General features: G+C 44.4%; 20 protein-coding genes, 2 tRNA genes and 2 pseudogenes. 11 read left to right on the forward strand and 13 right to left on the reverse strand.

Features of this window, described 5'->3' with window-relative positions; genetic code table 11:
- From TY09_RS14030 to TY09_RS14060, 7 genes and pseudogenes are all read left to right on the forward strand, one after another.
- Window positions 1-263: pseudogene (locus TY09_RS14030) on the forward strand (TRAM domain-containing protein); the annotation flags it as partial.
- Complete coding sequence (pgsA, locus tag TY09_RS14035) at window positions 260-847, forward strand: CDP-diacylglycerol--glycerol-3-phosphate 3-phosphatidyltransferase (protein WP_042435645.1); 588 nt, start codon at window positions 260-262, stop codon at window positions 845-847. The pseudogene TY09_RS14030 and the gene pgsA, both read left to right, overlap by 4 nt.
- 247 nt (window positions 848-1,094) lie before the next feature.
- Window positions 1,095-1,493 carry a hypothetical protein gene (locus tag TY09_RS14040; protein ID WP_042435647.1) on the forward strand — a complete coding sequence of 133 codons (399 nt, stop codon included), beginning with the start codon at window positions 1,095-1,097 and terminating at the stop codon, window positions 1,491-1,493.
- A gap of 1,251 nt (window positions 1,494-2,744) precedes the next feature.
- Complete coding sequence (cysE, locus tag TY09_RS14045) at window positions 2,745-3,437, forward strand: serine O-acetyltransferase (protein ID WP_147584694.1); 693 nt, start codon at window positions 2,745-2,747, stop codon at window positions 3,435-3,437.
- Window positions 3,438-3,503: 66 nt separating this feature from the next.
- Window positions 3,504-4,907, forward strand: a complete 1,404-nt coding sequence (gene cysS / locus TY09_RS14050; RefSeq protein WP_042435650.1) for a cysteine--tRNA ligase — start codon at window positions 3,504-3,506, stop codon at window positions 4,905-4,907.
- Between the two features lie 156 nt (window positions 4,908-5,063).
- Window positions 5,064-5,543, forward strand: coding sequence for a Cys-tRNA(Pro) deacylase (ybaK, locus tag TY09_RS14055; RefSeq protein WP_081759670.1), 480 nt, complete (start codon window positions 5,064-5,066; stop codon window positions 5,541-5,543).
- A 92-nt stretch (window positions 5,544-5,635) separates the two neighbouring features.
- Window positions 5,636-5,818, forward strand: coding sequence for a hypothetical protein (locus TY09_RS14060; RefSeq protein ID WP_042435653.1), 183 nt, complete (start codon window positions 5,636-5,638; stop codon window positions 5,816-5,818).
- 325 nt (window positions 5,819-6,143) lie between these two features.
- Here TY09_RS14060 and TY09_RS14065 read toward each other — a convergent pair whose 3' ends face one another.
- The 6 genes from TY09_RS14065 to TY09_RS14090 all read right to left on the reverse strand — a co-directional run bounded on the left by TY09_RS14065 (window position 6,144) and on the right by TY09_RS14090 (window position 12,630).
- Window positions 6,144-7,115 (reverse strand): 2-keto-3-deoxygluconate permease, encoded by a 972-nt coding sequence (locus TY09_RS14065; RefSeq protein ID WP_042435656.1) that lies wholly within the window; start codon window positions 7,113-7,115, stop codon window positions 6,144-6,146.
- A gap of 230 nt (window positions 7,116-7,345) precedes the next feature.
- The gene (locus TY09_RS14070; RefSeq protein ID WP_042435660.1) at window positions 7,346-8,533 is read right to left on the reverse strand and encodes a mandelate racemase/muconate lactonizing enzyme family protein; all 1,188 of its coding nucleotides are present in this window, start codon (window positions 8,531-8,533) and stop codon (window positions 7,346-7,348) included.
- Between the two features lie 75 nt (window positions 8,534-8,608).
- Window positions 8,609-9,952 carry a 2-hydroxycarboxylate transporter family protein gene (locus TY09_RS14075; protein ID WP_052335670.1) on the reverse strand — a complete coding sequence of 448 codons (1,344 nt, stop codon included), beginning with the start codon at window positions 9,950-9,952 and terminating at the stop codon, window positions 8,609-8,611.
- 86 nt (window positions 9,953-10,038) lie between these two features.
- The gene (locus TY09_RS14080) at window positions 10,039-10,542 is read right to left on the reverse strand and encodes a LeuD/DmdB family oxidoreductase small subunit (protein ID WP_242841506.1); all 504 of its coding nucleotides are present in this window, start codon (window positions 10,540-10,542) and stop codon (window positions 10,039-10,041) included.
- Window positions 10,539-11,780 carry a 3-isopropylmalate dehydratase large subunit gene (locus TY09_RS14085; RefSeq protein WP_242841507.1) on the reverse strand — a complete coding sequence of 414 codons (1,242 nt, stop codon included), beginning with the start codon at window positions 11,778-11,780 and terminating at the stop codon, window positions 10,539-10,541. Before TY09_RS14085 ends, TY09_RS14080 begins: the two co-directional genes overlap by 4 nt.
- A gap of 193 nt (window positions 11,781-11,973) precedes the next feature.
- Window positions 11,974-12,630: a GntR family transcriptional regulator gene (locus TY09_RS14090; RefSeq protein ID WP_042435665.1), complete on the reverse strand. Its 657-nt coding sequence runs from the start codon at window positions 12,628-12,630 to the stop codon at window positions 11,974-11,976.
- A gap of 295 nt (window positions 12,631-12,925) precedes the next feature.
- On the opposite strand from TY09_RS14090, the gene TY09_RS14095 reads away from it, so the two are divergent.
- The 3 genes from TY09_RS14095 (at window position 12,926) to TY09_RS14105 (ending at window position 15,278) form a co-directional block, all read left to right on the forward strand.
- Window positions 12,926-13,001, forward strand: a tRNA-Thr gene (locus TY09_RS14095).
- A gap of 61 nt (window positions 13,002-13,062) precedes the next feature.
- Window positions 13,063-13,147: transfer RNA gene (locus TY09_RS14100), tRNA-Tyr, on the forward strand.
- Window positions 13,148-13,928: 781 nt separating this feature from the next.
- Entirely contained in the window at window positions 13,929-15,278 is a 1,350-nt protein-coding gene (locus tag TY09_RS14105) for a hypothetical protein (protein WP_147584690.1), read from the forward strand.
- Window positions 15,279-15,367: 89 nt separating this feature from the next.
- On the opposite strand, the gene TY09_RS14110 is transcribed toward TY09_RS14105, so the two are convergent.
- Together TY09_RS14110 and TY09_RS14115 are read right to left on the reverse strand one after the other, a co-directional pair.
- Window positions 15,368-16,279 carry an Abi family protein gene (locus tag TY09_RS14110; protein ID WP_042435670.1) on the reverse strand — a complete coding sequence of 304 codons (912 nt, stop codon included), beginning with the start codon at window positions 16,277-16,279 and terminating at the stop codon, window positions 15,368-15,370.
- Window positions 16,280-16,540: 261 nt separating this feature from the next.
- Entirely contained in the window at window positions 16,541-17,401 is an 861-nt protein-coding gene (locus TY09_RS14115; RefSeq protein WP_042435673.1) for a tyrosine-type recombinase/integrase, read from the reverse strand.
- A gap of 572 nt (window positions 17,402-17,973) precedes the next feature.
- Between TY09_RS14115 and TY09_RS18875 the strand changes: the two genes are divergently transcribed.
- A complete protein-coding gene (locus tag TY09_RS18875) occupies window positions 17,974-18,579 on the forward strand; it encodes a type III toxin-antitoxin system ToxN/AbiQ family toxin (RefSeq protein ID WP_052335672.1) in 606 nt (201 codons plus the stop codon).
- Between the two features lie 433 nt (window positions 18,580-19,012).
- On the opposite strand, the pseudogene TY09_RS19040 reads toward TY09_RS18875, so the two are convergent.
- The 5 genes and pseudogenes from TY09_RS19040 to TY09_RS14140 all read right to left on the reverse strand — a co-directional run.
- Window positions 19,013-19,582 (reverse strand): annotated as a pseudogene (locus TY09_RS19040) (helix-turn-helix domain-containing protein); the annotation flags it as partial.
- A 140-nt stretch (window positions 19,583-19,722) separates the two neighbouring features.
- Complete coding sequence (locus tag TY09_RS14125; RefSeq protein ID WP_242841508.1) at window positions 19,723-20,082, reverse strand: hypothetical protein; 360 nt, start codon at window positions 20,080-20,082, stop codon at window positions 19,723-19,725.
- Window positions 20,066-21,136: a cysteine peptidase family C39 domain-containing protein gene (locus tag TY09_RS14130; protein ID WP_042435679.1), complete on the reverse strand. Its 1,071-nt coding sequence runs from the start codon at window positions 21,134-21,136 to the stop codon at window positions 20,066-20,068. Before TY09_RS14130 ends, TY09_RS14125 begins: the two co-directional genes overlap by 17 nt.
- A gap of 165 nt (window positions 21,137-21,301) precedes the next feature.
- Window positions 21,302-22,552 carry a toprim domain-containing protein gene (locus tag TY09_RS17710; RefSeq protein ID WP_052335673.1) on the reverse strand — a complete coding sequence of 417 codons (1,251 nt, stop codon included), beginning with the start codon at window positions 22,550-22,552 and terminating at the stop codon, window positions 21,302-21,304.
- 16 nt (window positions 22,553-22,568) lie between these two features.
- The gene (locus TY09_RS14140; RefSeq protein WP_147584692.1) at window positions 22,569-23,222 is read right to left on the reverse strand and encodes a 5' nucleotidase, NT5C type; all 654 of its coding nucleotides are present in this window, start codon (window positions 23,220-23,222) and stop codon (window positions 22,569-22,571) included.
- Window positions 23,223-23,250: the final 28 nt, after the last annotated feature.

Raw genomic sequence — 23,250 nt, forward strand, 5'->3', positions numbered from 1 at the left:
ATCTTCTGATGGAGCAGCAGATGCGCATCATGGAGGAGCAGTGTCAGAAGGAAATCGGGGAAACCATCATGGTTTTGACCGAAGGCTTTGACCGCTACGCGGAGTGTTGGTTCGGGCGCAGCGAGCAGGACGCACCCGAGATTGACGGCAAGGTGTTTTTCTTCGCAAAGGATCAGAAGCCATACCCCGGGCAGTTCGCCTGCGTGAAAATCACGAATTTCATTGAATGCGATTTGATTGGGGAAGTGGAGGAGCTGTTATGAATCTGCCCAACAAGCTGACCATGTTCCGCCTCATATTGGTCCCGTTCTTTGTGGCGGTATTGCTGGCCCCGGCGCTGCCGCACCATTATCTGATTGCGGCGATCCTGTTTGCCGTGGCATCGTATACCGATCACCTTGACGGGATGCTGGCGCGAAAGAATAACCAGATCACGGATTTTGGAAAATTCATGGACCCGCTTGCGGATAAGGTGCTGGTCATCTCCGCGCTGGTCTGCTTTGTGGAGCTGCACCTGGCCAACGTCTGGATGGTGCTGCTGATCATCGCGCGCGAATTCATGGTTACGTCCATCCGCCTTGTGGCGGCGGACAAAGGGCAGGTGATTGCCGCGAATAACTGGGGCAAGGCCAAAACCGTCAGTCAGATCATCGCGATTCTGGTCGTTCTGTTTCTGCAGTATTGGCTGGAGCTGGCTGTGGCGGGGGTGTCGCTGCCCGTCACGGTGAATGAACCGCTCGCCTCGTTGTTGGGGCAGCTGCTGATTCTGATTGCCACGGCTCTTGCCGTGATATCCGGATTGATTTATTTAAAGCAGAATTGGCAGATTGTGAAAACGGCAGGATAAATGAATAGAAAAAGCTTTCTTCCAAAGAAGAAAGCTTTTTCTATGAAGCAGATGAATATCCATCTGCAAAAAAGCATTGTATTGCTGAAAACCGATCATTCTTTCAAAAAGAATGATCGGTTTTTTTATGTATGAAGGAACGTTTGCTTTTAATTTTAAGTTAGCTCCATTACAGAAATTTACTATAGAATTATAAAATAAGTTGAATATTCTAATTGATATATTAATAATTGTGGAGGCATTTACAATGAGCAATATCAAGAAGATAGTGTCATTATTGTTGGTAACGGTATTATTGGCAGGTTCTTCAGTGAGTGCGAGTACAGTGCAAGCTACAAAAAATAAAGCTGTATTTGCCCCGGTTTCTTCAAATCAAAAGCTGGAATTGGTTTCTTCTACCAGAAAAGATTATCAGGATAATGGATTTGATATTGTAGAAGAAACAAAGATTTATGATGTGATTCCATCGAAGTCTTTCTCATTAGCCAGAGCAAATGCTGCAACTAAGGAAAAATTTGTTCAGAAAACGAAAAGTCTATCTCATTCCAATGTAGGCGAAGTGCTAATTTATACCCTAGATGCAACATTCGAGTATTCTCATGGAGGAGCAGTTAATTGCTATCGATACTATTCTTCTTATTTTTGAGGACAGGTCCAAGACTAGCTGGCAGAAATCTGCTTGTTTTTTGCTCTGCTCGATTCAAGTGGTTTTAAGCTCCTATTTGCAGACTTTATCCAATATTAATTCCGATTGGCTACACAATCCGAAGGAGTGGCAATATGTTGCATGGGTAGCGACTTGGCCGCCGATAGAAGGAATCGCCTTGTGTGGACTGACCTATATCGTTATCCGAATCATTAAAACACACAAAACACATAAAAGGAAAAACTTCAACTGAACAGAGAAGTAGATATCGCCTTCACCCCCAAATGATAGAATGTTTTTATGGATGGATGAAGAAACTCCATTTTAGTAAAAAGTCATTTCAGAGAAAAATAGAATGCACAAGAGGCACATTGATTTGCTCTTAAATAAGCATTTCAAAGCGCTTTCAGAGAGATCGCTTGACGACAGCTTTAATCGATTCAGAAGATGGCTCGACGTAGTTTCGATTTATCATTGCTGGGCAAGCCCTGCGCCAGCAGGTATATCGCGGAGAACAACGCAGAAAAAACTTTTGTCCTTTTGTGGACAAAAGACGGATGGTGATAAAAAAGAACCGCCCCGGTCTGAGCGCGAACTTTGTGCCAGCAAAAAGGCGGCCCCTGTATGTACATCAAAAAAACTTCTATTCTGTCGCGAATGAAAGACTACTGCTGGGAAGAAAAAAGGGCTGTCCCGGCAAGTTTTTTAGAATTTCCCATGTAAAAACATACTAACCATATATGTTAAAACAAGAAATGAAGATTGTTTTCTTTCTAAAATAGAAAAAAGAGATTGAAAATAAGAGGAAATCCCCAATTTAATACAGCCTTATTTCTTTTAAGATAAAAATATACTGCTAAAATGGCAAAAGCCCGGCCCTTTACAAGCCGAAGGGTTTGTTGTATACTGAATCTTGGCAACAATTTGACACAGCTGCATACAATAGTATTCAAATGCTGCAAGCGGGAGAAGTACCCGAAACAAACGCAACAGAGAGAAAGCGCCACCGGCTGCAAGCGCTTTTTGCGGGGAGTTCGGCGAAAATGCGCCCGTGTTCCGTAAAACGGAAAGCAGGCAGGGGGAACAGACGCCTTGGCGCGTTCTCAGTATCTCTGCACGGTCAGGCACCGTTACTGCCTCTGAGTGATAAAACGGAGTGGAACCGCGGAATCTGCCGCCTCCGTCCCCTGTGGGGGACGAGAGGTGTTTTTTATTGCCGTTTTGTCAATGATTACAAATTGTATCGCCATAATGGAGGAATCGGGTATGTTCAAAAATTTAAAAGCAGAGCTGGATTCTATTATGGATCGGGATCCTGCAGCCAGAACCCGGTTAGAGGTTTTTCTGCTGTATTCGGGATTTCGAGCTGTGCGTTCCTATCGTTGGGCCAACTGGTTTTATCGCCACGACATGAAGCTGATTGCCAGATATATTTCTCAGCGGGCCCGCCATAAAACCGGGGTAGAGATTCACCCCGCGGCCAAAATCGGCAAAGGATTGTTTATCGACCACGGTATGGGCGTGGTGATCGGCGAAACGGCTGAGATCGGTGATTACTGCACGCTGTACCAGGGGGTGACTCTGGGCGGAACCGGTAAGGATCAGGGCAAGCGCCATCCAACCCTTGGCAACAATGTGATGGTGGGCTCCGGCGCAAAGATTCTGGGCCCGTTTAAGGTGGGGGACAATGCCCGTGTGGCGGCCGGCGCCGTCGTGCTCAGCGAAGTGCCCCCGGGAGCAACCGCCGTAGGTGTTCCGGCAAGAATTGTGCGCATCAATGGTGAGAAGTCCTACGAGCTGGATCAGATCAACGTGTCCGACCCCGTCGAGCAGGAGATGGCCGATCTGCAGAATGTCTGCACGGCACTCGGTATGCAGGTTGAAATGCTGATGGATCGTCTGGAGTCCTACCAGAAAGATCGGGCAAATAAAAAGGAACCGTGAATGAAAGGACTGCCCAAGGACTAAGATAAAAATAGAATGACGGCGCAACTGCGCGGGAGGTTTTCTATGAAAATTTATAATACGCTGACAAGACAAAAGGAAGAGTTCATCCCGATCAAAGAGGGAGAAGCAAAGATTTATGCCTGCGGCCCCACCGTGTATAATTTTATTCATATCGGCAATGCCAGACCGATCTGTGTGTTTGATGTTCTGCGCCGTTATATGGAGTACCGCGGTCTGAAGGTGACATACGTTCAGAATTTTACCGACATTGACGACAAGATCATCCGCAAGGCGAATGAAGAGGAAACAGATTACCTGACCGTTTCCCGCAAATATATCGAGGAGTACAAAACCGATGCCAAGGGCCTGAATGTGCGCCCCGCAACGGTTCATCCGCTGGCGACCGAAAGCATGGAGGATATCCTGCAGATCATCCAGACTCTGGTAGAAAAGGGCTACGCCTATGCCGCCCCCAACGGCGACGTGTATTTCCGCACCAAGAAGTTCGATGAATACGGGAAGCTGTCGCACCAGCCGCTGGACGATCTGCAGGCCGGCGCGCGCATCAGTGTGGATGAAGTGAAAGAGGATGCGATGGACTTTGCCGTGTGGAAGTCCGCCAAGCCCGGCGAGCCGAGTTGGGATTCCCCGTGGGGCAAAGGCCGCCCCGGCTGGCACATTGAGTGCTCCGCGATGGCACGCCACTTTTTGGGCGACACGATCGATATTCACTGCGGCGGTCAGGATTTGATCTTCCCCCACCACGAAAACGAGATCGCGCAGAGCGAGTGCTGTAACGGCGTTCCCTTTGCCCATTACTGGATGCATAACGGTTATATCAATGTCGACAACCATAAGATGAGCAAATCGCTGAACAACTTCTTCACCGTGCGGGAGGTCGCGAACGTATACGGTTATGAGCCGATCCGCTTTTTGATGGTTTCGTCGCAGTACCGCAGTCCCATCAATTACAGCATTGAGATCATCGAGCAGTGCAAATCCGCTCTGGATCGTCTCTATAACTGCCGCGACAATCTGACGTTTGCCCGGGACAATGCGCCTGAGGGCCTGAAGGATGGCGAACAGGAGCAGATCGACGCGCTCGATTCGTTCCGCCAGCGTTTCATCACCGCGATGGACGACGACCTGAACACGGCCGACGCGATTTCGGTGCTGTTTGATCTGGCCCGCGAGATCAATACCAATCTGATCCCCGGCGAAAAGAGCAAGGAACTGTACAATGCGGCTCTCAAGCTGTACGGGGAGCTGGCAGACGTGCTGGGCCTGCTGTACCAGAGAAAGGATCAGTCGCTGGATGAGGAGATCGAGGCGCTGATTCAGCAGCGCACCGATGCGCGCAAAAACAAGGATTGGGCTACCGCCGACCGGATTCGCGATGAGCTGAAAGCCCGCCATGTAGTTCTGGAGGATACCCCCCAGGGCATTAAGTGGAAAATCGTAGAGTAATCCTGCCTTTCGCAGTGCGGGCAGCCGTTCCAACGCGGCTGTCCGCTTTCGCGCGTAGATGCTCAAGTGTATCTGGTTCGGCAGTCAAATCACGGGTTTGTATTTCAGCGGTTCATTTATGGTGCGGTACCGTGTTTTGGAAAGGAAGGAATTCAGGTGGCAAAGGAACATAAAACGAATGTGATGCGGATTCTGGATAAGGAAAAGATTTCGTATCAGTTTTATTTTTATTCTCACGAGGATGGCCTGATCGACGGCGTTTCTGTGGCGCATAAGCTGAATCAGCCGGTGGAGCAGGTGTTTAAAACGCTTGTGACGCGCGGCGCCAGCAAGAGCTTTTATGTATTTGTCATTCCGGTAGAACAGGAGCTGGACTTGAAAGCGGCAGCACAGTCGGTTTCTGAAAAATCGGTAGAGATGATCCATGTCAGCGAGATCAACCAGATCACGGGTTATATCCGCGGCGGATGCTCACCGATCGGTATGAAGAAGCAGTTTCGGACAGTGATCGATGAATCTTGCCTGCAGCTGCCTACCATCATCGTCAGCGGCGGTAAAATCGGCACACAGGTAGAACTGTCCTCCTCAGACCTGATCTCGTTGATTGGGGCCTCCACTGCGCAACTGTGTAAATAATGAATATTATTTGACAAAATGAGTGCAATTTTATATGATTGCAGTAGGAAAGGCTCCGGGAAAATTGGGAGTGCAAATGGGAGAGAGTCAAGATGAAAGAGGAAAAGGCAACATTTGTTATAAATGTGCTGTACCGCAATGATTCCACCTGGCAGGGAAACCTGCACTGGCTAGAGGGCGATAAGGAAAGTGCCTTTCGCAGTGAAATTGAGCTGTTAAGCTTGATGGACAGCGCGATGGATTTGACCAAAGAAAAAAAGCGGGATTCCGACTGAGAAAGATGGATTTCTCAGAGCGCATGTTTTGTGTTGTTTTGTTGGCGGGGAACCAACCGGACGCGCTTCCGCAATCAGCCTCAACATCAGATGCCCCGGCAATAGAACAAAACGTAGGAATCACGGAAACCCGTATGAATCCTACGTTTTTTCATTATACTCCGGGCGCGAAAAGAGTAAAACAGCACCCCAAAGAAACCGCTTTTATCGGCGTAAAAGAAATAAGAGCAGAGCCTTCAAGCGGAAAGAATGGAATTGCTTTTTTATGTATGGACGACCTTGCTGATCTGCGTTTTTTACTGTGGCTCTCAAAAGATGTCTCCGGCTACTCGTTTTCGGGAGAAACCGGTGCGCCCGCAGCAGGATTTGCACCCTGTGTTTTTATAATTTGCCTGTTGAAAAAGCTCACCAGGAACGGGCAAATTACCATGGTGACGATGGATGCGGCGGCGCACTGTGCGGAGACGGTTGAAACCATGCTGTGAAAAACCGGATCGGCCGAAGCAATGATGGAAGGCGTCAGCGCGGAATTGGCCGCGACAGTACCCATTGACACGCCAAGCGGAGACTTTTTTCTTAAAAAAAAGCGATAAGCAAACTGGATCATAATCCCAAGAACAAGAGAGACGATCCCAAGCAAAACTCCGCTGAAACCGGCACTCCAAAGGGTGTGCAGGCTGGAGCTTGCACCGATCGCAAAAGACTGGAAGATGATTACCAGCGGCTGGGAATTGAGACACAGAGTGCGAAAGTTTTCATCCAGATTTCCCCAGACAAAGCCGATCAGGATTGGAATAAGCGTACCGATCATGTCGGTGGCCGGGATATGGGCAACTCCGCTCATACCCATGATAAGCATGCTGCCGAACGGCCCGTTTTTTAATGCCAGTACGGAAACAGCGCCCTTGTCGGAGTCGTCGCCGTATTTATCGCACAGCGCTACATAAAGAGAACTGTTATTGCTGGGGAGTGCGCAGAATAGGGCAAACGGGGTAAGCCCGAAAGCGCCGTAAATCCCCAACAGATCATTTGCCAGCCATCCGGCTGCACCGCCCAGTACCAGTTTCAGCACAAGCAGGACAGATCCTTTGTAAAGAGGAACGCCCGCTTCTTTTATTTTAATGGAAGCCCCGCAGGTAATTAAGAATAACCCCATCATAGCCTGACTGCCCTTTTGGAAAAGTGCGGCTGTTGATCCGCCGATTTCCTGAAAGGACGGCAAGATCGTATTTACAATCATTGCGAGCAGCATCGGCACGATGATTTGTCCGCCTGGAATTTTTTTCATTAAATTCATCGATTACAGGCTCCTTTCATGAGTTGTGCGGCGTAAAGGGACTTCAGCGCAGCGAATTCGGGGTTCGATTCTGGGCCTTTGAGGTACCGGCTGAGAAAATCGGGTGGAGGAGTTGCCGGTCAGCTCTTCTGAAAGTTCCTTTCAAAGAAGCCCCCGGCCGCGAGGGGAATTTCCCCGCGGCCGGAGGCTTTTGTGTCTCAAAAACAGCGATAGGATCCGCGCCTGATGGATCACTGATCCACAATAGAGCCGTCGATATGCAGGCGGGTATTAATGGCACGCCGCTTAAAGGGAAACCTCTGTTCCACGTTCGGGATAAGGTCGCAGCCGATTCCCGGTTCTTCAGGCAGCAGGGCAAAGCCGTTCTCCACCTTGGGAATCCATGTGACCATATCCTTCTGGCTGAAGGATTTCTGATCTATCACATTGGTGCTTGTATAGCGCTCGGTGGCTGAAATACCCTCGTGATCGGGCAATTCCTGAAGGGCAAAGTTTTCCACCGAAGCGGCCACCTGCATGCAGGCCGCCGTGCTGATAGGGCTCAGGGGATTGTGCGGTACAATTTGCACGCCATGTGCTTCGGCGATATGAGCGATCTTGCGCGCGCCGGAGATTCCGCCGCAGAGGCAGACGCTCGTGCGGGCATAGGCCATGGCTTTGCGGGCAAACAGCATTTCGAACTCCTGTATCGTATGAATCCGCTCGCCAGTGGCAATGGGCACTGTGGTTCTCTCGGCGATTAACCCCATTGCGTCAAAATTATCCGGCGTAATCGGGTCCTCCAGGAAGAACGGGGTGTACGGTGCCACCTTTTCCGCGAAGGTAATCGCTTCGCCCGGCTTCATTCTGCGATGCAGCTCAAGGCAAAGATCCATATCGTCACCGACCGCCTCTCTAAGCTGACGCACGCGATCCGCCGCTTTCGAGATCATGTTGCTGTAGCTCTCATAGTAAGGCTGGCTGCGGGGCTCATCCAAAAAGGGGGAAAGATGACCGACTGCATTGTAACCAAGCTGTTGTGCCTTGATGCAGTTCTGTATCAGCTCTTCTGTTGTTGAGCCGCTCACATGATAATAGGTGCGCACCTTGTCGCGGCAGCGCCCGCCCAGAAGCTGGTAAACCGGCACATGATAATACTTGCCGGCAATATCCCACAGGGCAATATCAATCGCGCTCAAGGCGCCCATGATCGCCGCGCCGCGGAAATGGAAGCACCGGTACATATACTGCCAGTGATGCTCGATCTGCAGCGGGTCTTTCCCGATTAAGTAAGTTTTAAATGTTTCGATGGCCTGCGCAGATGCGTTTAAAAAGCCCCATGCACCAGATTCCCCTATCCCGTAAATGCCTTCGTCTGTCTCAATGCGCACATAAAGAAAGCTGTTGACCAAAAGGGGTTCCAGATTTGTGATTTTCATCGTACTTTCCTTTCTAAATCGCGGTATGTAACCAGAGAATGACAGGTAGATACCAGGTTTTCATCAGATTTGGCATTAAGTCAAAAGTCTTGCCAAAAAGCCGGACAAAATCAGAATGACTGCTCCGCCAATGCGGGTGGAAATGGCCGAATAAGGCAGCAGCTCCAACCGGCGGGCAGCTCCCAGAATAGCAATATCTCCGGTGCCCCCCATGTCGGTAGCGCAAAGTCCGGTGGTGATCCCCGATTCGATGGGATAAAAACCGATTAATTTGCCGGCGATCATAGAAAACACGCAGCCTGCGAACACGGCGCCAAAAATGAGAACTAAGCGTACCGGCGTAACCGCCGAAAAGACCTCGTCCAGCTTAATTTGCGAAATACCCAGAATCACCAGAATGATGTTGCCGAAATTCTTAATGAACAGTTGGGACCATTGGTAGCATGCTTCTTCAATAAAAGTGGGAAGAACAGCGGTAATTTTAATAATGCAGCAGATGATGATCATCCAGGCGAAGGAATGGATGATCGGGAGAAAATGGTTGATAATACTTCCCACGCACATCAAGACCACCGCAGTAAACAGACCGATCCCCAGCTTGGTAAAATCATCCGTGCGTTTTGGCATCTTGTCGTCACTGACCTTCAGTTTGCTTTTTGCAATCAGCTTCCCATCACCGCTCCAGGAAGGCTTTGCCTTGCCAAGGCGGTTCATCAGGCCTCCGCCGATAATCGCAAAGGCGTTCGCCAAAGCAATGCTGGGAACCATCTGTGCAAGCAATGTAGCGGTATCTGTGCTCCATGCTTCACCCACAATTTTGCTCATCGGGATCGCTCCGGCGCCAATGCCTCCGCCCAATACCGGAAGAGCCACAAAAAAGATTGCTTCTTTAATATCATATCCGATCAGAAAAGACAGCAGGCTCACCACGATAACCGCGCCTACCTGACAGGCGAGCACACAGGGCATATAGCGTACAATTGCAGATTTCAGAGTGCTGCGGTCCACACCCAAAAGACTGCCGGCAATCAGGACGACGATACCATAGTCTAAAAAATTGGTCGGGGAAACTGTAAACTTGGTAATTGCATCGACTGTTTCTTCCGGAATCAGATGAAAAAAAACCAGGGCAGAGGACCCGAAAATGCACACAAAGGCGCCGCCGCCCAGATAACTGCGGATAATCGGCAGGTGCTCCCCGATAAAGCTCAGGATTGCCGCCAGCGCGATGCATACAGCAAAAGCTCCGGTCAGCCCTCCCGGCAGTGCGCCTAAAAACATACTTGTGAACACAATGAGAGTAAATATACCGAACAAAAGCGGCTTCATTCCAATAATCGTTAGAGGGGTAACGGCTGCAGGGGGGATGCCCAGTTCCTGCTGGCCTGCTTCTGTCGCTTGGGATTTGACTTGCACCATTGTTATTCCTCCTCTTCAATTCAACCAATTTTTGAAAGAGTACGTTCCCGAAAAGCCTTTCCGATCAACTCCTCTCTTTCCGTTTCTTACTCCTTTCCCATCTTTTTCCGGAGCAACGGCTTGATTCCTCCGGCTTCTACAATGCGCAGAATATGCTCGCCCAGCGGTTCACTGATGAGTTCAATCTCTTGTGTGACATTTTGTATTTTCCCAGTTTGCAAATCAATGCGAAGCTCGTCATCGTCAGCAACCTGCTGTGCTACCTTGGAGCAGATCAAAACGGGAAGTCCAAGATTAATGGCATTGCGGAAAAAAATTCTTGCAAAAGATTCCGCAACAACCGCTTTGATTCCGGCGTTCAGCAGGGAAATAACAGCGTGCTCCCTGCTGGAGCCGCACCCGAAATTCGTGCCGGCCACCAATATGTTTCCCGGCGCTCTTTTCCTGATTTCTTCATTAACTCCCTCAAGGCAATGCTCGCCCACTTCTTTTGGCTCAACCAAGGCGAGATAGCGGCCGGGGTAAATCTGGTCGGTATCAACATTTTTTCCCAAAAGCACTGCTTGCCCATGCAACAACCTTTCCATCATGTATTACCTCCTAAAAATTCTCTTGGGTCTGTAATGACGCCTTTCAAGACGGAAGCAGCCACGGAGGCCGGAGAAGCAAGATACAATTTGGAATCGGAGCTTCCCATTCTGCCGGGGAAATTGCGGTTAGAAGCAGTAATACACACCTCTCCCGCTGCCAGCACGCCCTCATGTGCGCCCAGGCACGGGCCGCAGCCGGGAGAAGCGATTGTGGCGCCCGCATCCATCAGGCTCTGTATGTAATGGCGTTCCATACAGATGCGCATCACTTCTTTGCTGGCCGGGATTATAAGCAGGCGCACCCAATCGGCTATTTTTTTGCCGTTCAGTATTTCCGCAGCCACAGCAATATCTTCCACACGTCCGCCGGTGCAGGTGCCGATGAGTCCCTGGTCAATTTTAACGCCCGCTCCCTTTTCCAGTGCGTAGACATTATCCACACTGTTCGGGAAAGCAAGCTGGGGTGTCAGCCGATCCAATTCAAAAACATGCTCTTCAGCATACGTGAACCCCGGGTCGGTTCTTTCCACTTCGAAAGGGCGCACCGCACGTGCGGTTACATAATCAATCACCTGCTGATTTGGCTGGATATAAGCTGTTTTTGCGCCCATTTCAAGAGCCATATTACACAGCACCATGCGTTCGCTTACCCCTAAAGAATCCACATAGCTACCGGTAAACTCCACTCCTTTGTATACGGCGCCGTCTGCCCGAAGCGCGCCAATGACATTTAAGATTACATCCTTCGCGAAAACTCCGGCCGGCGGCTCACCCTCCAAACGGATATTGATGATTTGCGGAACTCTCATCCAAAGCTCGCCGGTAATCAGAACGCACGCCATATCGGTTGCTCCCACACCGGTTCCCAGGGCACCAAACGCACCGTGGGTTGTAGTATGCGAATCAGTGGCCACCACAATCATTCCCGGGTAGACCAGGCCATGCTCCGGCATTACCTGATGGCAAACGCCGCACGAAATATCAAAATGGTAAGTCAGGTCGTTCTTTTGCGCAAAAGTACGCATTTCCGCATGGTTTCGTGCAGATTCAATTGTTGGGCAGGGCGCGTAATGATCGAATACAAAAGCGGCACGATTCTTATCCCAGATTCGTTCCCCTCCCATTTCGTAAAAAGAATAAACGGTTTGCAGGTACAGATCATTGATTTCAGCAAAATCGATCTTTGCTGTCACAATTTCTCCCGGGGATACACGGGCTTTGCCGGAAGCTTTAGCCATAATTTTTTCCAATGCATGCATAGAAACACCTTCTTCAGATCGTTTATTGTATATTAAATATTGTATACAATATTTAATATACAATAAACATAGCAGATCGCACTTCTATTGTCAATAAATTGCAGAAAAAAATTAGCAATCTCAACAATTTTGTTGAGATTGCTAATTGTGGGAAAAGAATTCTGTTAATTTGTTATGGGGTAATCGCTTTGCCCATTCGATAGCCTTCTAAAAAATTTTCGAGACCGCGCAGTATATGCGCCCGCATGGCCTCACGCCCGCCTTCTATATCCCCGCTGCGAATAGTCTCTATAATGCGCTGATGCTCCGCAATGGAGAGGCGTTGGTGTTCGTCATCCGCTATACTGCAGCTGTAAGAGGGGCCATTCCATATGGTTTCAATAAAAGAAACTAAACGTGGACTGTTGGTTGCACACCAGATGTTCAGGTGAAAGGACTGATTATAATCAGAATATATTTTTGCCCTTTCCTCCAGTGATGTTTCCAGAATTTTTTTTTGCAGCTGTTCCAGCGGGGCGGGATCCATGCCGACCCGGATCGCTCTGGCCGCCGCCTCTCCCTCTAATAAAGCGCGGGTTTCAAAATGGTCAATAATATAATTTTCATCAAGCGGCATAACAATGGCGCTGCGGTTCATTCGTAATTGAATCAAGCCTTCTTCTGAAAGAACTTGAAAGGCCTCGCGTACTGGTGTTCTGGACACACCCAGCTTTGCGGCGACGTCGGTAAGAGAAAGCTCTCCGCCGGCCTTGATTTCCCCGTTTAGAATTGACTTTCGCAGTGTTGCGGCAATATGTACCCTCGTTGGTACTACTGTGATTTTTTCCATATACCCTCTTCTATCTAAAAAGCATTTAATCGATATAATTTGTAATACAATATATTATAATATCAAATTATCGTGAAAGTCAAGAATCGGGGAAAGACTGTTTTTACACTTCGATCCATTGTAACTCGGATCAAGCGACCGGTGTTGACGTTTTTTGCCTCGGGCAAGCGGCCCTGCCGGCCGTGCGTTCGTTACCGGATGGTTCAAAACACCGAAACACCGAATTTTGCAAAATTCATATTGACAAAGTCCTGTAAAAATGATATATTATTCAAGCACTCGATTTTTGAGTCATGCTGGTGTAGCTCAGTTGGTAGAGCAGCTGATTTGTAATCAGCAGGTCGGGGGTTCGAATCCGTCCACCAGCTCCACGCTTCGGCGTTCAGCTGAACCGGACAAACTGCCGCATCTGTTCTTGATAAAAGTAAATATGGAGGAGTTCCCGAGTGGCCAAAGGGGGCAGACTGTAAATCTGTTACGTTACGTTTCGGTGGTTCGAATCCACCCTCCTCCACCAAAAGCGGATAACATGGGCAGAAATGCCCTTGTTATCATACGCTTATATATTTAGACATAATAAATACATAAGCGCATGATACAATTTCTTTATTCATCGTAGAATTATATTCTTAAACTCTTTTGAGAATATAATTCTACGATGAAGCCTCTACTTCGCAGCAGTGGATCTCGTAGAATGCTTACCTTATAGGAACCCGTTCCTGTGGCACACCAGCTTTTGTGCGAATGTGTTCCTCCACGTATTTCAAAAATCAGAGGTAGGCAAGGCCATACTGATATAATTTTTGTATCCATTCCCGCAAGCTATTACAATAAGTTGACACAAGCATTTGAAGTGCGAGTTCAAATGTTGGTCTTGGCTTATTAGTATTGTCAAGGTGCTCTGAGTGAGAACCATATTGCCGAATAGGAGCCTTAACATTCTTTTCTTGAAAGTTGGGAATGTTACACTTTCAGCATCGGTAGCCTCCGCAGGCTTCTACAGCTTGTACCTCAGGAAGAGTGCGAAACAAACCTCATTAAAAAGAAAGTCTGCACCCTCACTGCTCAATAAGGGTGCAGACCTTGACATGTATCCGAAATGCGTGCTACAATGGCGACGCACAAACGGCATTCACAAGTCATAAGCGGTCCATGAAACCCTTATGGCGCATGGTGGCTAACTGTTGGTCGCAGTTGGTCACCTGTGGATGTCTTTTTTTATCCACATAGCGATTATATACCAACTTTTGGAAATTTGCAAGCAATATTTACGGTTTGTTCATAAAGGTGGTGCGGATATGCCAAGCAATAAGACTATAGTAAGTAGAGAACAACGTCAAATTGTATTACATAGTTCGGTTATTCAAGAGCCAGAACATGCTCCATTAAGATCAGTGCTCGAAAAATATGAAACAATTACTGACAAAATTCTTGAATGTGATGATAGCATTGATCAGAGAACAAAAGATATTATACGAAATGCTTTTATGGAAATATATAATATTGCAAGGCAGGAATGGGAATCTGTTCGTGAGAATACGGAGGGTAATACAAATTGCTCTCTATGCAATCAGCCAAACAAGCTTATATTTTTCATAAGAAATAAATTTAATGGCAACACACTTAATGTGGGTTCATCCTGCATCACTCATTTTAGTAACCTGAGAGATGCGAATACTGGCGAGAGTATAGCAAAGATTAGATCTCGTATTCTACGGAGTCAAGATTTAATCAATAGAAAAACTGATTTTAGGCTGGAATATAAAGACTTAGAAAAGGTACTCTCTCGCTACCGTAAAATATTAGACAGATCAGAGTTTCTTTTGCCAGAACCTTACTATGGGGCCTTATCTAGGTATATTGAATCAATATCGAATTTTGAAAGAGATTATCTGTCAGGGAAAATCCCAAAAAGTGATCTAAGTAAACTTAAAGTCATTCTAGAATTATGTGAAAATTATGTGGAAAATTATGTGCTGCACTGGCTAAAAGAACAAGATTCTGAGAATAAGTTGCTGTGCGATATTCAGCTTACCACTTGGCTTGAGAATCAAAAGGAAACAGCAATTATTGAGACGATCCGTAATAACAACTCCCGCATAGATATATTAATAATCAATAAGATTTATGAGACAAGCTTTGTGGAGAAACAGCTCCCCTTTTTAAGAAAACAATTGGAAAGTTTATTTTTGACCATAGAGTTGTATAATGGTAGAATTTATGTGACTCTCGATGAGAAAAAATTAAAAGATTTGGTGTTTTTTTGTTCCCCTAAGGTTTTTATGGAGCAATTCGGAAAGCAAGTATTTATTCCAAATCCGGCAAATATTGATGTTGGTTATTGTCTGAGGAATATTTTAACGTTAGATGAGCCGGAAATTACTGGCTTAATTGAAGTTCTAAATACGCAGTATCGTGGTAATTATAAATTTTTGTTTGATGATGATACCAAGCAAGTTTATATTATTCGGGGGAACCAATACGTTATCTCAAATTTTAATAGTATAACGAAACGCCTGCTCCCTTATACTATTAGAAAAGAGTTCCTTGAAATTTCGAAGCAAATGTTTTTTGAGCGTTTCACGGGGTGGCAACCTTTGGAGTCCTTTGATGAGGACAAGCTTTATAAATTAGGTCTTTATGAGTGATGAGTTTTTGTTACATTAGCCTTAAATATTCAATCTTCAATCTTAAAATAGTAGCGATGAGATTTTAATATTAAATCTCATCGCTACTATTAGTCGGATTTTATTTCTGTTAATAGAGCTTTCCAATCTTGTTCAGGAAAACCCATATATTTAATTTTAACATGTGGGTATTTCTCAATATATAGTTCCAGTGTATCACAAAATTGAATCCATGCATCTTTTTTATCATTAAGAAATATGTGTTTCATGCAGAGAAGGACCCCATAGATTTTGTTATTACTTATCTGACTGTATTCTTTATATAACATCGGAGCTTTTACTATCGTACTATTATATAATCTTTCATAATGCGCACATACATTTCGGACGTATGCAATGCTTTCAATCCAACTTTCTAAATATGTATAACCTATCCGATATGTTTTTGCTATTTCTTTTTTATCTTCACTTTTCAAGTTCTTAAAAAACTTTGATAATTTTCCAAAACTCATTATCTCAATTAGAGCATAAAAAGGTAATTTACCATCACAATAATTATGTTTAAAATTAGTGACAAACGGAGATTTTGAATTTCGCTTAATTTCACTCTGAATCTCTTCTATAAAGAAGTCGTAATCAGATGTATCTTTAAAGTTAAAATTACTGAAATCTTCATATCCTAAACAACCGTACTTGCTTGAAAAGTAATTAGCAACTCTACACCTTAAATTGACTTCTATTTGCTCGATTATTGGAAAAAGAATTTGTCTAAAATTGCAATTGAATAAATACAATTCAACGATTTGATTAAAAGTAATGTTGCAATAATATTTACTGTTCTTTGGTTTTAACCCCAGACTATATGCTTTTATTAGTCGAAAATATGACACATCGTTAAGAAAATTCCTGGCATATTCTTCATCCTCAATATTCAATCCATTTGATTTTAAATTGGATATTTGTCCTTCAATATCTAATGGAGGTTGATGTTCTTTTAAGTTAGGGGCGGTGTAGGGAGGCATTATCACACATCCTAAATAAATTAAAAAAACCCGACGTGGTCCGCATCGTTGAGAGGCGTGTCGGGTACTGTTACTACTTATTTTACGCAACTCTCGGAATAAGTAAACCGGTTTTGTCAAAATAAATGTACAATAATTTTAAAAATTGTGTTGACAAAGAAATTGGACACTAGATGTTGTGGAATTGAAGAGGCCTATTAAATTAATTAATATTATAATACACCATTTCATCTTAATTAGCAATGAGTACACTTGTAATTATTATAAATGATCTTTATGCAGCAGGTTAATCTGTTGGCGAAGAAAATCATATTCTGTTGTGGCGTATCGCCGGAGGGTGAAACTGACGTCCGTGTGTCCCATCAAAGAAGACAATGCTTTGTAATCCACACCGTTTTCGACTAGTCTCGTGGCAAAACTGTGCCGGTAAACGTGATTGGTAACAAAATCTATCCCGGTTTTTCTACGTAGTCGTAGATAGACCTTTTTAAGCACGGTTTCAGAAACAGGTTGTTTCCTGGTATTATTGAAGATGTAATCATTGTAGTGCGTAAGAGAATCTAGTATATCAGCAGCTTCGTCGATCAGAGGGACTATACGCATGCCAGCCTTGGTCTTGCTTTTTTTGATAATAATATATTTCGATTTCTTGTTATAGTCCACCCACTTTAGATTGCAAAGCTCATGTGTACGAAGGCCTGTGTAAAGGAAAAACAAAACGATATGTCCCAGCGGATCAGTTTGAGCAGCTGCTTCAACGATCTCTTGTTCGTGTTGTGTAAGCGCTCGTACCTCTTTTTCACCTGCATCAGTTGGCAATGTCAGTTTGTGGATAGGATTCCTTTCGCAATAGCCGTTTACAATCCCCGTAGCAAAGGCCTGATCTATCACCACACGAATGTGGTTTAATGTAGATTTGGCATACTTTTTTCCAAGTGAATTAATGAATGCCTGAATTTCGATTTCATTGATGTCCCTCAAGTCGCTATTTAGAAAAGGCGCTTCGGCCTTTCTTATTCTGCGGATAGAATCTTTGTAACAGCGATATGTATTTTCTGATTTGCTGTTCTTTACATAGGCCTCAATCCAAGTGTCTAACCATTCGTTTAATGTAATGTGCATTTTACGCTTCCTCCTTAAATATCTTCCATGAATATCATCGGATAATACTATTCGTTATTAATATTTGTTTAAGTTTACGTGTGAAAACCGGAAGCACTTCCGGTTTTGAACGAATTCTTTTTTGTTGACATTCTGATGCGAAAATGGTTATAGTATATATATCAATTTGGGTTATACAAGTAGCTCGCTGGCAGCCATGCGAGGAATAAATAGGCTGTGAGAACGTGAATCGCTTCCGGTAATGCGATTTAAAAATATACCGTGAAAAAGTTTTCTTTATCGCATTGTGAAAATGTAGGTATCTGAAAAAGCGGAAGTGCTTCCGCTTTTTAACATTCGGAGAGCTTGACATATTTTCATGAAATGAGTATTATAATAGTACAGGGTAGTATTCTACCTCTTACAGGGCGTTCCACCGCCGTTAAGCGTGGCTCGTTTATGCAAGGCGTTCCACCGCCGTTAAGTGTGGCTCGTTTATGCAAGGTGTTTCACCACCGTCAAGAGTGACTTTTAATGGGAAAGGTACGGTTGAGGAAACTTGACCGTGCCTTTCTTTTCGTATTGGAGGGTTTATGAGTCAGTTTAAGTTCTATGAAGTTGACAAAGAGTACGTCAAATTTCTGCAAAAGTATGAGGGGAAAATCCCGAACATTTCCTATGATACAAATGATAAGTTCGTCTGTGGTGTTCTTTTTGTTATAAATGGGATGAAATATTTTGCACCTATTTCTTCTTTTACAAAGCAGCAAAAGACAAACGTGCTGATCAAAAGTGCTTCGGGAAAAATTATTAGCAGCGTCAGACTTTCCTTCATGTTCCCAATTCCGGATCAGCTGGTAAGAGTGAAGGACTTCTCCAAGGAAGAGTATCGGTATAGAAGACTTCTCATGGAGGAACTGGATTTCTGCAACAAAAATTCCCATAAGATTGTGAAAAAAGCGCTGTACATATATCAAACCGTCAAAGACGGATCGGATGCTCTTTTAAAAAAGAATTGCTGTGATTTTGACAGGCTGGAGTCCGTCTACACACAGTATTTACTACAGATGAATTCGATGGAAGAGCAGCCCGTTGAATCGGGGAGTATGGCGGAGCGTTTTGAAAAGGCTCAAACAAAAGCCGCCCAACTCCTTGGAACAAACAAGGCGGAACGTAAAAATGACTGCCAGCAAAGGTAAAATCGGAAGTGCTTCCGATTTTGTGTTTTTGCCTGAATGAAAAGATACGGTAGGGAAAGGGACGGACTGACAGACTTTTAGGACGTTGCGAGTTTTTTTTATGCGGCCTTTTTGCAGCCAATCTTCTTTGACTTTCACAAAATGAATGTTTATGTACTGTATTTCTCTTAGCTACCTGAGAGCTAATCCCTTTATCTCTTAGGGTATACGTAACCTTTCTTCTGGAGATAGTTCTTAGGGGTGTCACCCATGACATCAGGGAGGGTGTCAAACGAGATAATAAGGCGTAGAAAAGCCGTTTGATCTTCCAGTCGTGTTTTTGCGGGGAAGGGGGAGATATAACTGGTTTCTTTAAGCGATACAGATTGACGCTGGTTCCGTTATTACCATAAATCTCCCTACGGGTCAGCTTTTGCACATCCAGTAGACCGCAGGCACAGAGCTTCTTAATAGCGCGAAACACGGTCGACAGGCTGACGTTGCAATCTGATGCGATTTCTTTCTTGGAGGGCTTGCAAGCTTGATCTTTACCGGCGCGGTAAACCAGATAATGATGGATTTTCAGCTCCACCGGGGATAGTTTCATTTGGAAAGCTGCTGGTGAGCAAGAGAAGAAACGTATTGGCTTCTGTTGCTTCGCAGGAGCTACTTTTTTATACGAATCATCCGCAGATGCTTCTTTGTCGTTTTTGCTCTCAACGGGGGGTATAGAGGGCATTTTTGTTTGCGGTTCGTCCACTAATATGTAGAGGTTCGACGTCTGTCTGCCATTTGGCCGAAACCTGCTCTGGATCTCCAAAAGACCTTTAGCGCATAACTCTCTCGTGGCTCTGATAACGCTGGAAGAACTAATGCTGCAGCCTTTTGCAATGGTATCCTTACTATGAAAGCAAGAGCGTGTCTGATTATTTGCGCCTGAGGACAGAAAACTGTAGACTATAAATGCCATTTTAGAGAGTTTCAGTTGTAGTGCTGCAGAATTGCATAAATAGAAATTGTTCATTATAATAGATCCTCCTAAATTAAAAAGCACAGATTGATGAGTATCAATCTGTGCTCAGTCTATGGCTTATTTACTTAGAAAAATGAGTTGTCATATAAACAATAAAGAGGCTTTCCTTTTTATTGAAAAGCCTCTAAGAATTATACATATACAAATGACTGAGGTGCATTGCTAACACCAAACGCTGACAGTGGTTTAGGCGTATTATATCTTATTATAGTACCAAACTCATATGCAACAGCTCTGCTGCGTCCTTCATAATATTTATCGAAAAACTGTTTGCTAATCCCTGCAAACTCAGAGGTCTTTTTCCAAATTTCTTCAGGAGACCCTTCAAAAATTTCCTTGACTTCAGCCTCAGCTACGACTTGCTGTATCGGCGCTGTAGAATAGATAATAATTTTATCAATTTCAGCTTTACAACGCACCTTTCTAAATTCAAAACGTTTAGTGCCGAGCATGATATTTTCTACATGCTCAGGATTAATCGATAATAACATTTTGCACATCTACATCACCTAATTCTAATATTTCAATGAATTGCGTTCTATTGTATGTTATCTGGTAAGGATGGGCCGGAAAAAGGTTTCGGTCTTTTAACTCTTTATATGTTACGTTATGACCTTTTCCATAAAACCCGTTGTATATTAATTCCAAAATAATGATGTTAGCCTGTTGAGCATGAAGTTTTTTTAAATCATCGATAGAAAAAATGGTCTTATTCCCTGCACATCTTACAAAATCTCTTATGTCTAATAGAACACGGTGTTTTTCTTTGACTGGTGTTACTTTCGTAATCGTACAGTAAGAAGTTATGACAGATTTATATTGCTTAGAACCTTGTCCTGTAAAGATACGATAAATACTGACTGGCTGATTAGGAGAATAACACATAGGAGAGTAAGGTGTCGCAATAAAGACTTTGGTAATACCGTTGCCGGCGATTTCTTCCTCAACCTCCAGTTTGTTTCCTTTCAACTCTGAATAAGGGAAAAGTTGATCATGAAAAAAGTCATTAATAGGTAGTAGCCCAGCCTTATCAAAATCTGGACGTACGAAAGGGAAAGCTTTGTATGGATCAGTATAATCAATAGAGATTCTGCTTTTTAAGTACACGCATTCACCTCGATGGTTTTTTCCGATACGTACAAATCCGAATCGCTCGAATAGTTGAATAAGCTCACGATGTTGTTCAAATACGGTAACGTATATTTGTGGCAACCGCTTGTCCTGCCACCGCCATAAACAAACACCTAAAGCTCCTTCACCGAGCCTTATACCTCTGTATCTTTCTGCAAGTCTTAGTGTGCCTATCTTTAATCTTGGTTCAGCCGGTAAAGTTTCGTTAGCTAGTTCCAAAGGTTCATTTTCTTCCTTTAGATAAACAAAAGCGCCGATTCCCTCTTCATCATCGAAGACAAGCGCTTGTTCACCATTGATTGCTTTTTTAGCAAACCAGTCAGAAAATTCAGGGTAATCATTTTTGAGAGAATTAAAAAATGGGTCATCCAGATTTACACTAGAGAAAGATTTCCAAAGAAATTTACCAGCCATTTCACTCATCACTCTCCATTATATGGATATATCGTGGATATCCTTTTGTCTATTCTACAATGAAAAGTGGCTTTATTCAACAATTTAATAAATTTATACCATCAATTAAGCCTCGAAAAATAGATAAGGCCGAAATTACTTTCGGCCTTGATCAACATTCAGAATTCAGATTGTAAGAGCATCTGTTCTGTTAGGGCGTTTCTGATGTAAAGGATTGTTTCGCTGGTGTAGCGCCATTTTACTCCGTAGGTGCTTTCGGTAATTTGTGAGGACATTGTTCCAGTCATTCAAATGTGGCTTATGGACATTAACAGTGTACAGCTTACTGTATTTCTCAATGATACGATTTGTTCCGTTCAGACCGGCATTTATTTTATGACCAGACTGTTCATCATCATTATTCAAGCCGCTTACAATGGTATCTATTTGTGGGTGATCTTTAAGGAATCGATCAAGGGCCTGTAAAACGGAAGCTCCGCCAAGTCCAATCATATAGCAATCCTGGCGATCACTTTTCGTTTCATGGCACATGCTCCAATAGCTCATCCCTTCGATCGGACTCTCCAGGACGCAAACAGTATTTGAATCCGGAGATCCGTCTATCTGAAAAGGATAGCTTTTATCAGAGCCTTCGACGTCTACTTTCAGAGATTTTGAACCTTCCTTGGTATTCATAGATCGAATGGAAGCGTATTTTGCCTTACCGTTTTCATCGTATCCAACCATGCATACAACGTTGAATTTGAAAATCTTTTTCTTCTTTATCAATTGTTGAATAGAATCGATCGTCAGGCATTTTTCCTGAAAGATTGGGGAGTCTGATTTTCCGTCAATGCTGAGAGATGTCGTTTCCGATGGAATGTTTAGCAGCTCATCTTTGAATTTTTCTTTTACTTTATATCGGGCGCGGCCGTCTTTATCGTAACCGGCAATAACTATCTTATTGTAAGTAATTGCCTGGTACACTTTGCGCTCTGCGACCATTTGTTTTACAAGCAGTTCATCGATCCCTCTAAAATTGCAAAGATAGAAAAAGAGAGAGTTGTATTTCGCTGCTCTTTCGGGTAGGATCATTTCTTTCTTCTCGACATCGGGGATCTCAACGTGCTTTACAGGCCCTATTGGAGCAGACTGATTGATCGTACCAGCGAGAATGCAGATGGCTTCTTTGTACTCCCTGTTTTCATAGTGCTGTATAAAATCCAGTGCTCTTCCTTTGAGTGATTGAGAATTCCAATACCAACGGCCGTCAGCTTTAAAAACCATGCTATCGTGCTCTTTTAGATGGAATTCGTTGCCTGAACGCACCAGGTGGTAACCTCTTGATAAAGCATATTGCAGAGCGTTGTTGTTATTCAAAGCAGCTTCCTTTTCTTCTTCTGTGTAATACAGTTCTCCGCTTCTGCTAACCGACATGTCATCACTTCCTTTCCTATCGCTCTCTATCGCGTGCGGTTGATGTAATGGCAGGGGATGTGTTTTGAAGGGCCTCGCTGTACCGACTCTGCAATGAAGGTGAATTCTGCTCAACCTGGACAGATCTCCTTTGTGGGGCATCATCACAAATCTCAATCCCGAAACGCATGATATCCACTATGTTTGCTGCAAGAACGGTGGGGGATTTATCAAATCTGAGTCGATCATATGCCCAGGTTCCCCGGGTATGATTGATATCGTTTAGTAGTTTGATTCCTTTTGCCGGTGGCTGCCAGTCTGTAAGATTTTTGGTGTAGTCGTCCAGAAGAAAATCATTGGGCCTTACACCTCCATCGATGTAATCCTTTTTATCGCTTCCACAGGGTAAAAAAGTCCGGTGGGCCTGATCAATTTCGGGCAAATACTGATCAAGCCAGGCGTTTTTTTCTGGTAGTGCGTATTGGCTGTCAGTGAGATAAGCCGAAAGGATATTCACTTCAATATCCGGGTAATCACGAATGATTACCCGGATAGCTTCAACGACATTGGTTTGTGGGGAAAGATTTAGGAAGTATTCTTTCTCATACAAAGTTTCCATTTCAAGAATCGGGGTAAATACCGCGAGGGTTCCATCCATGTCTACAAAAAGGCGCTGTTTTTTAACATCCATATAACGAACACATCCTTTCTGAAAAGAA

The sequence above is a fragment of the Faecalispora jeddahensis genome, from assembly GCF_000577335.1.
Lineage (GTDB): Bacteria > Bacillota > Clostridia > Oscillospirales > Acutalibacteraceae > Faecalispora > Faecalispora jeddahensis.

Coding starts and splice junctions, on each gene's coding strand:
- pgsA (WP_042435645.1), top strand. CDS start 260: ATGAATCTGCCCAACAAGCTGACCATGTTCCGCCTCATATTGGTCCCG.
- TY09_RS14040 (WP_042435647.1), top strand. CDS start 1,095: ATGAGCAATATCAAGAAGATAGTGTCATTATTGTTGGTAACGGTATTA.
- cysE (WP_147584694.1), top strand. CDS start 2,745: ATGGAGGAATCGGGTATGTTCAAAAATTTAAAAGCAGAGCTGGATTCT.
- cysS (WP_042435650.1), top strand. CDS start 3,504: ATGAAAATTTATAATACGCTGACAAGACAAAAGGAAGAGTTCATCCCG.
- TY09_RS14060 (WP_042435653.1), top strand. CDS start 5,636: ATGAAAGAGGAAAAGGCAACATTTGTTATAAATGTGCTGTACCGCAAT.
- TY09_RS14065 (WP_042435656.1), bottom strand. CDS start 7,115: ATGAATTTAATGAAAAAAATTCCAGGCGGACAAATCATCGTGCCGATG.
- TY09_RS14070 (WP_042435660.1), bottom strand. CDS start 8,533: ATGAAAATCACAAATCTGGAACCCCTTTTGGTCAACAGCTTTCTTTAT.
- TY09_RS14075 (WP_052335670.1), bottom strand. CDS start 9,952: ATGGTGCAAGTCAAATCCCAAGCGACAGAAGCAGGCCAGCAGGAACTG.
- TY09_RS14080 (WP_242841506.1), bottom strand. CDS start 10,542: ATGATGGAAAGGTTGTTGCATGGGCAAGCAGTGCTTTTGGGAAAAAAT.
- TY09_RS14085 (WP_242841507.1), bottom strand. CDS start 11,780: ATGGCTAAAGCTTCCGGCAAAGCCCGTGTATCCCCGGGAGAAATTGTG.
- TY09_RS14090 (WP_042435665.1), bottom strand. CDS start 12,630: ATGGAAAAAATCACAGTAGTACCAACGAGGGTACATATTGCCGCAACA.
- TY09_RS14105 (WP_147584690.1), top strand. CDS start 13,929: ATGCCAAGCAATAAGACTATAGTAAGTAGAGAACAACGTCAAATTGTA.
- TY09_RS14110 (WP_042435670.1), bottom strand. CDS start 16,279: ATGCCTCCCTACACCGCCCCTAACTTAAAAGAACATCAACCTCCATTA.
- TY09_RS14115 (WP_042435673.1), bottom strand. CDS start 17,401: ATGCACATTACATTAAACGAATGGTTAGACACTTGGATTGAGGCCTAT.
- TY09_RS18875 (WP_052335672.1), top strand. CDS start 17,974: ATGAGTCAGTTTAAGTTCTATGAAGTTGACAAAGAGTACGTCAAATTT.
- TY09_RS14125 (WP_242841508.1), bottom strand. CDS start 20,082: ATGTTATTATCGATTAATCCTGAGCATGTAGAAAATATCATGCTCGGC.
- TY09_RS14130 (WP_042435679.1), bottom strand. CDS start 21,136: ATGGCTGGTAAATTTCTTTGGAAATCTTTCTCTAGTGTAAATCTGGAT.
- TY09_RS17710 (WP_052335673.1), bottom strand. CDS start 22,552: ATGTCGGTTAGCAGAAGCGGAGAACTGTATTACACAGAAGAAGAAAAG.
- TY09_RS14140 (WP_147584692.1), bottom strand. CDS start 23,222: ATGGATGTTAAAAAACAGCGCCTTTTTGTAGACATGGATGGAACCCTC.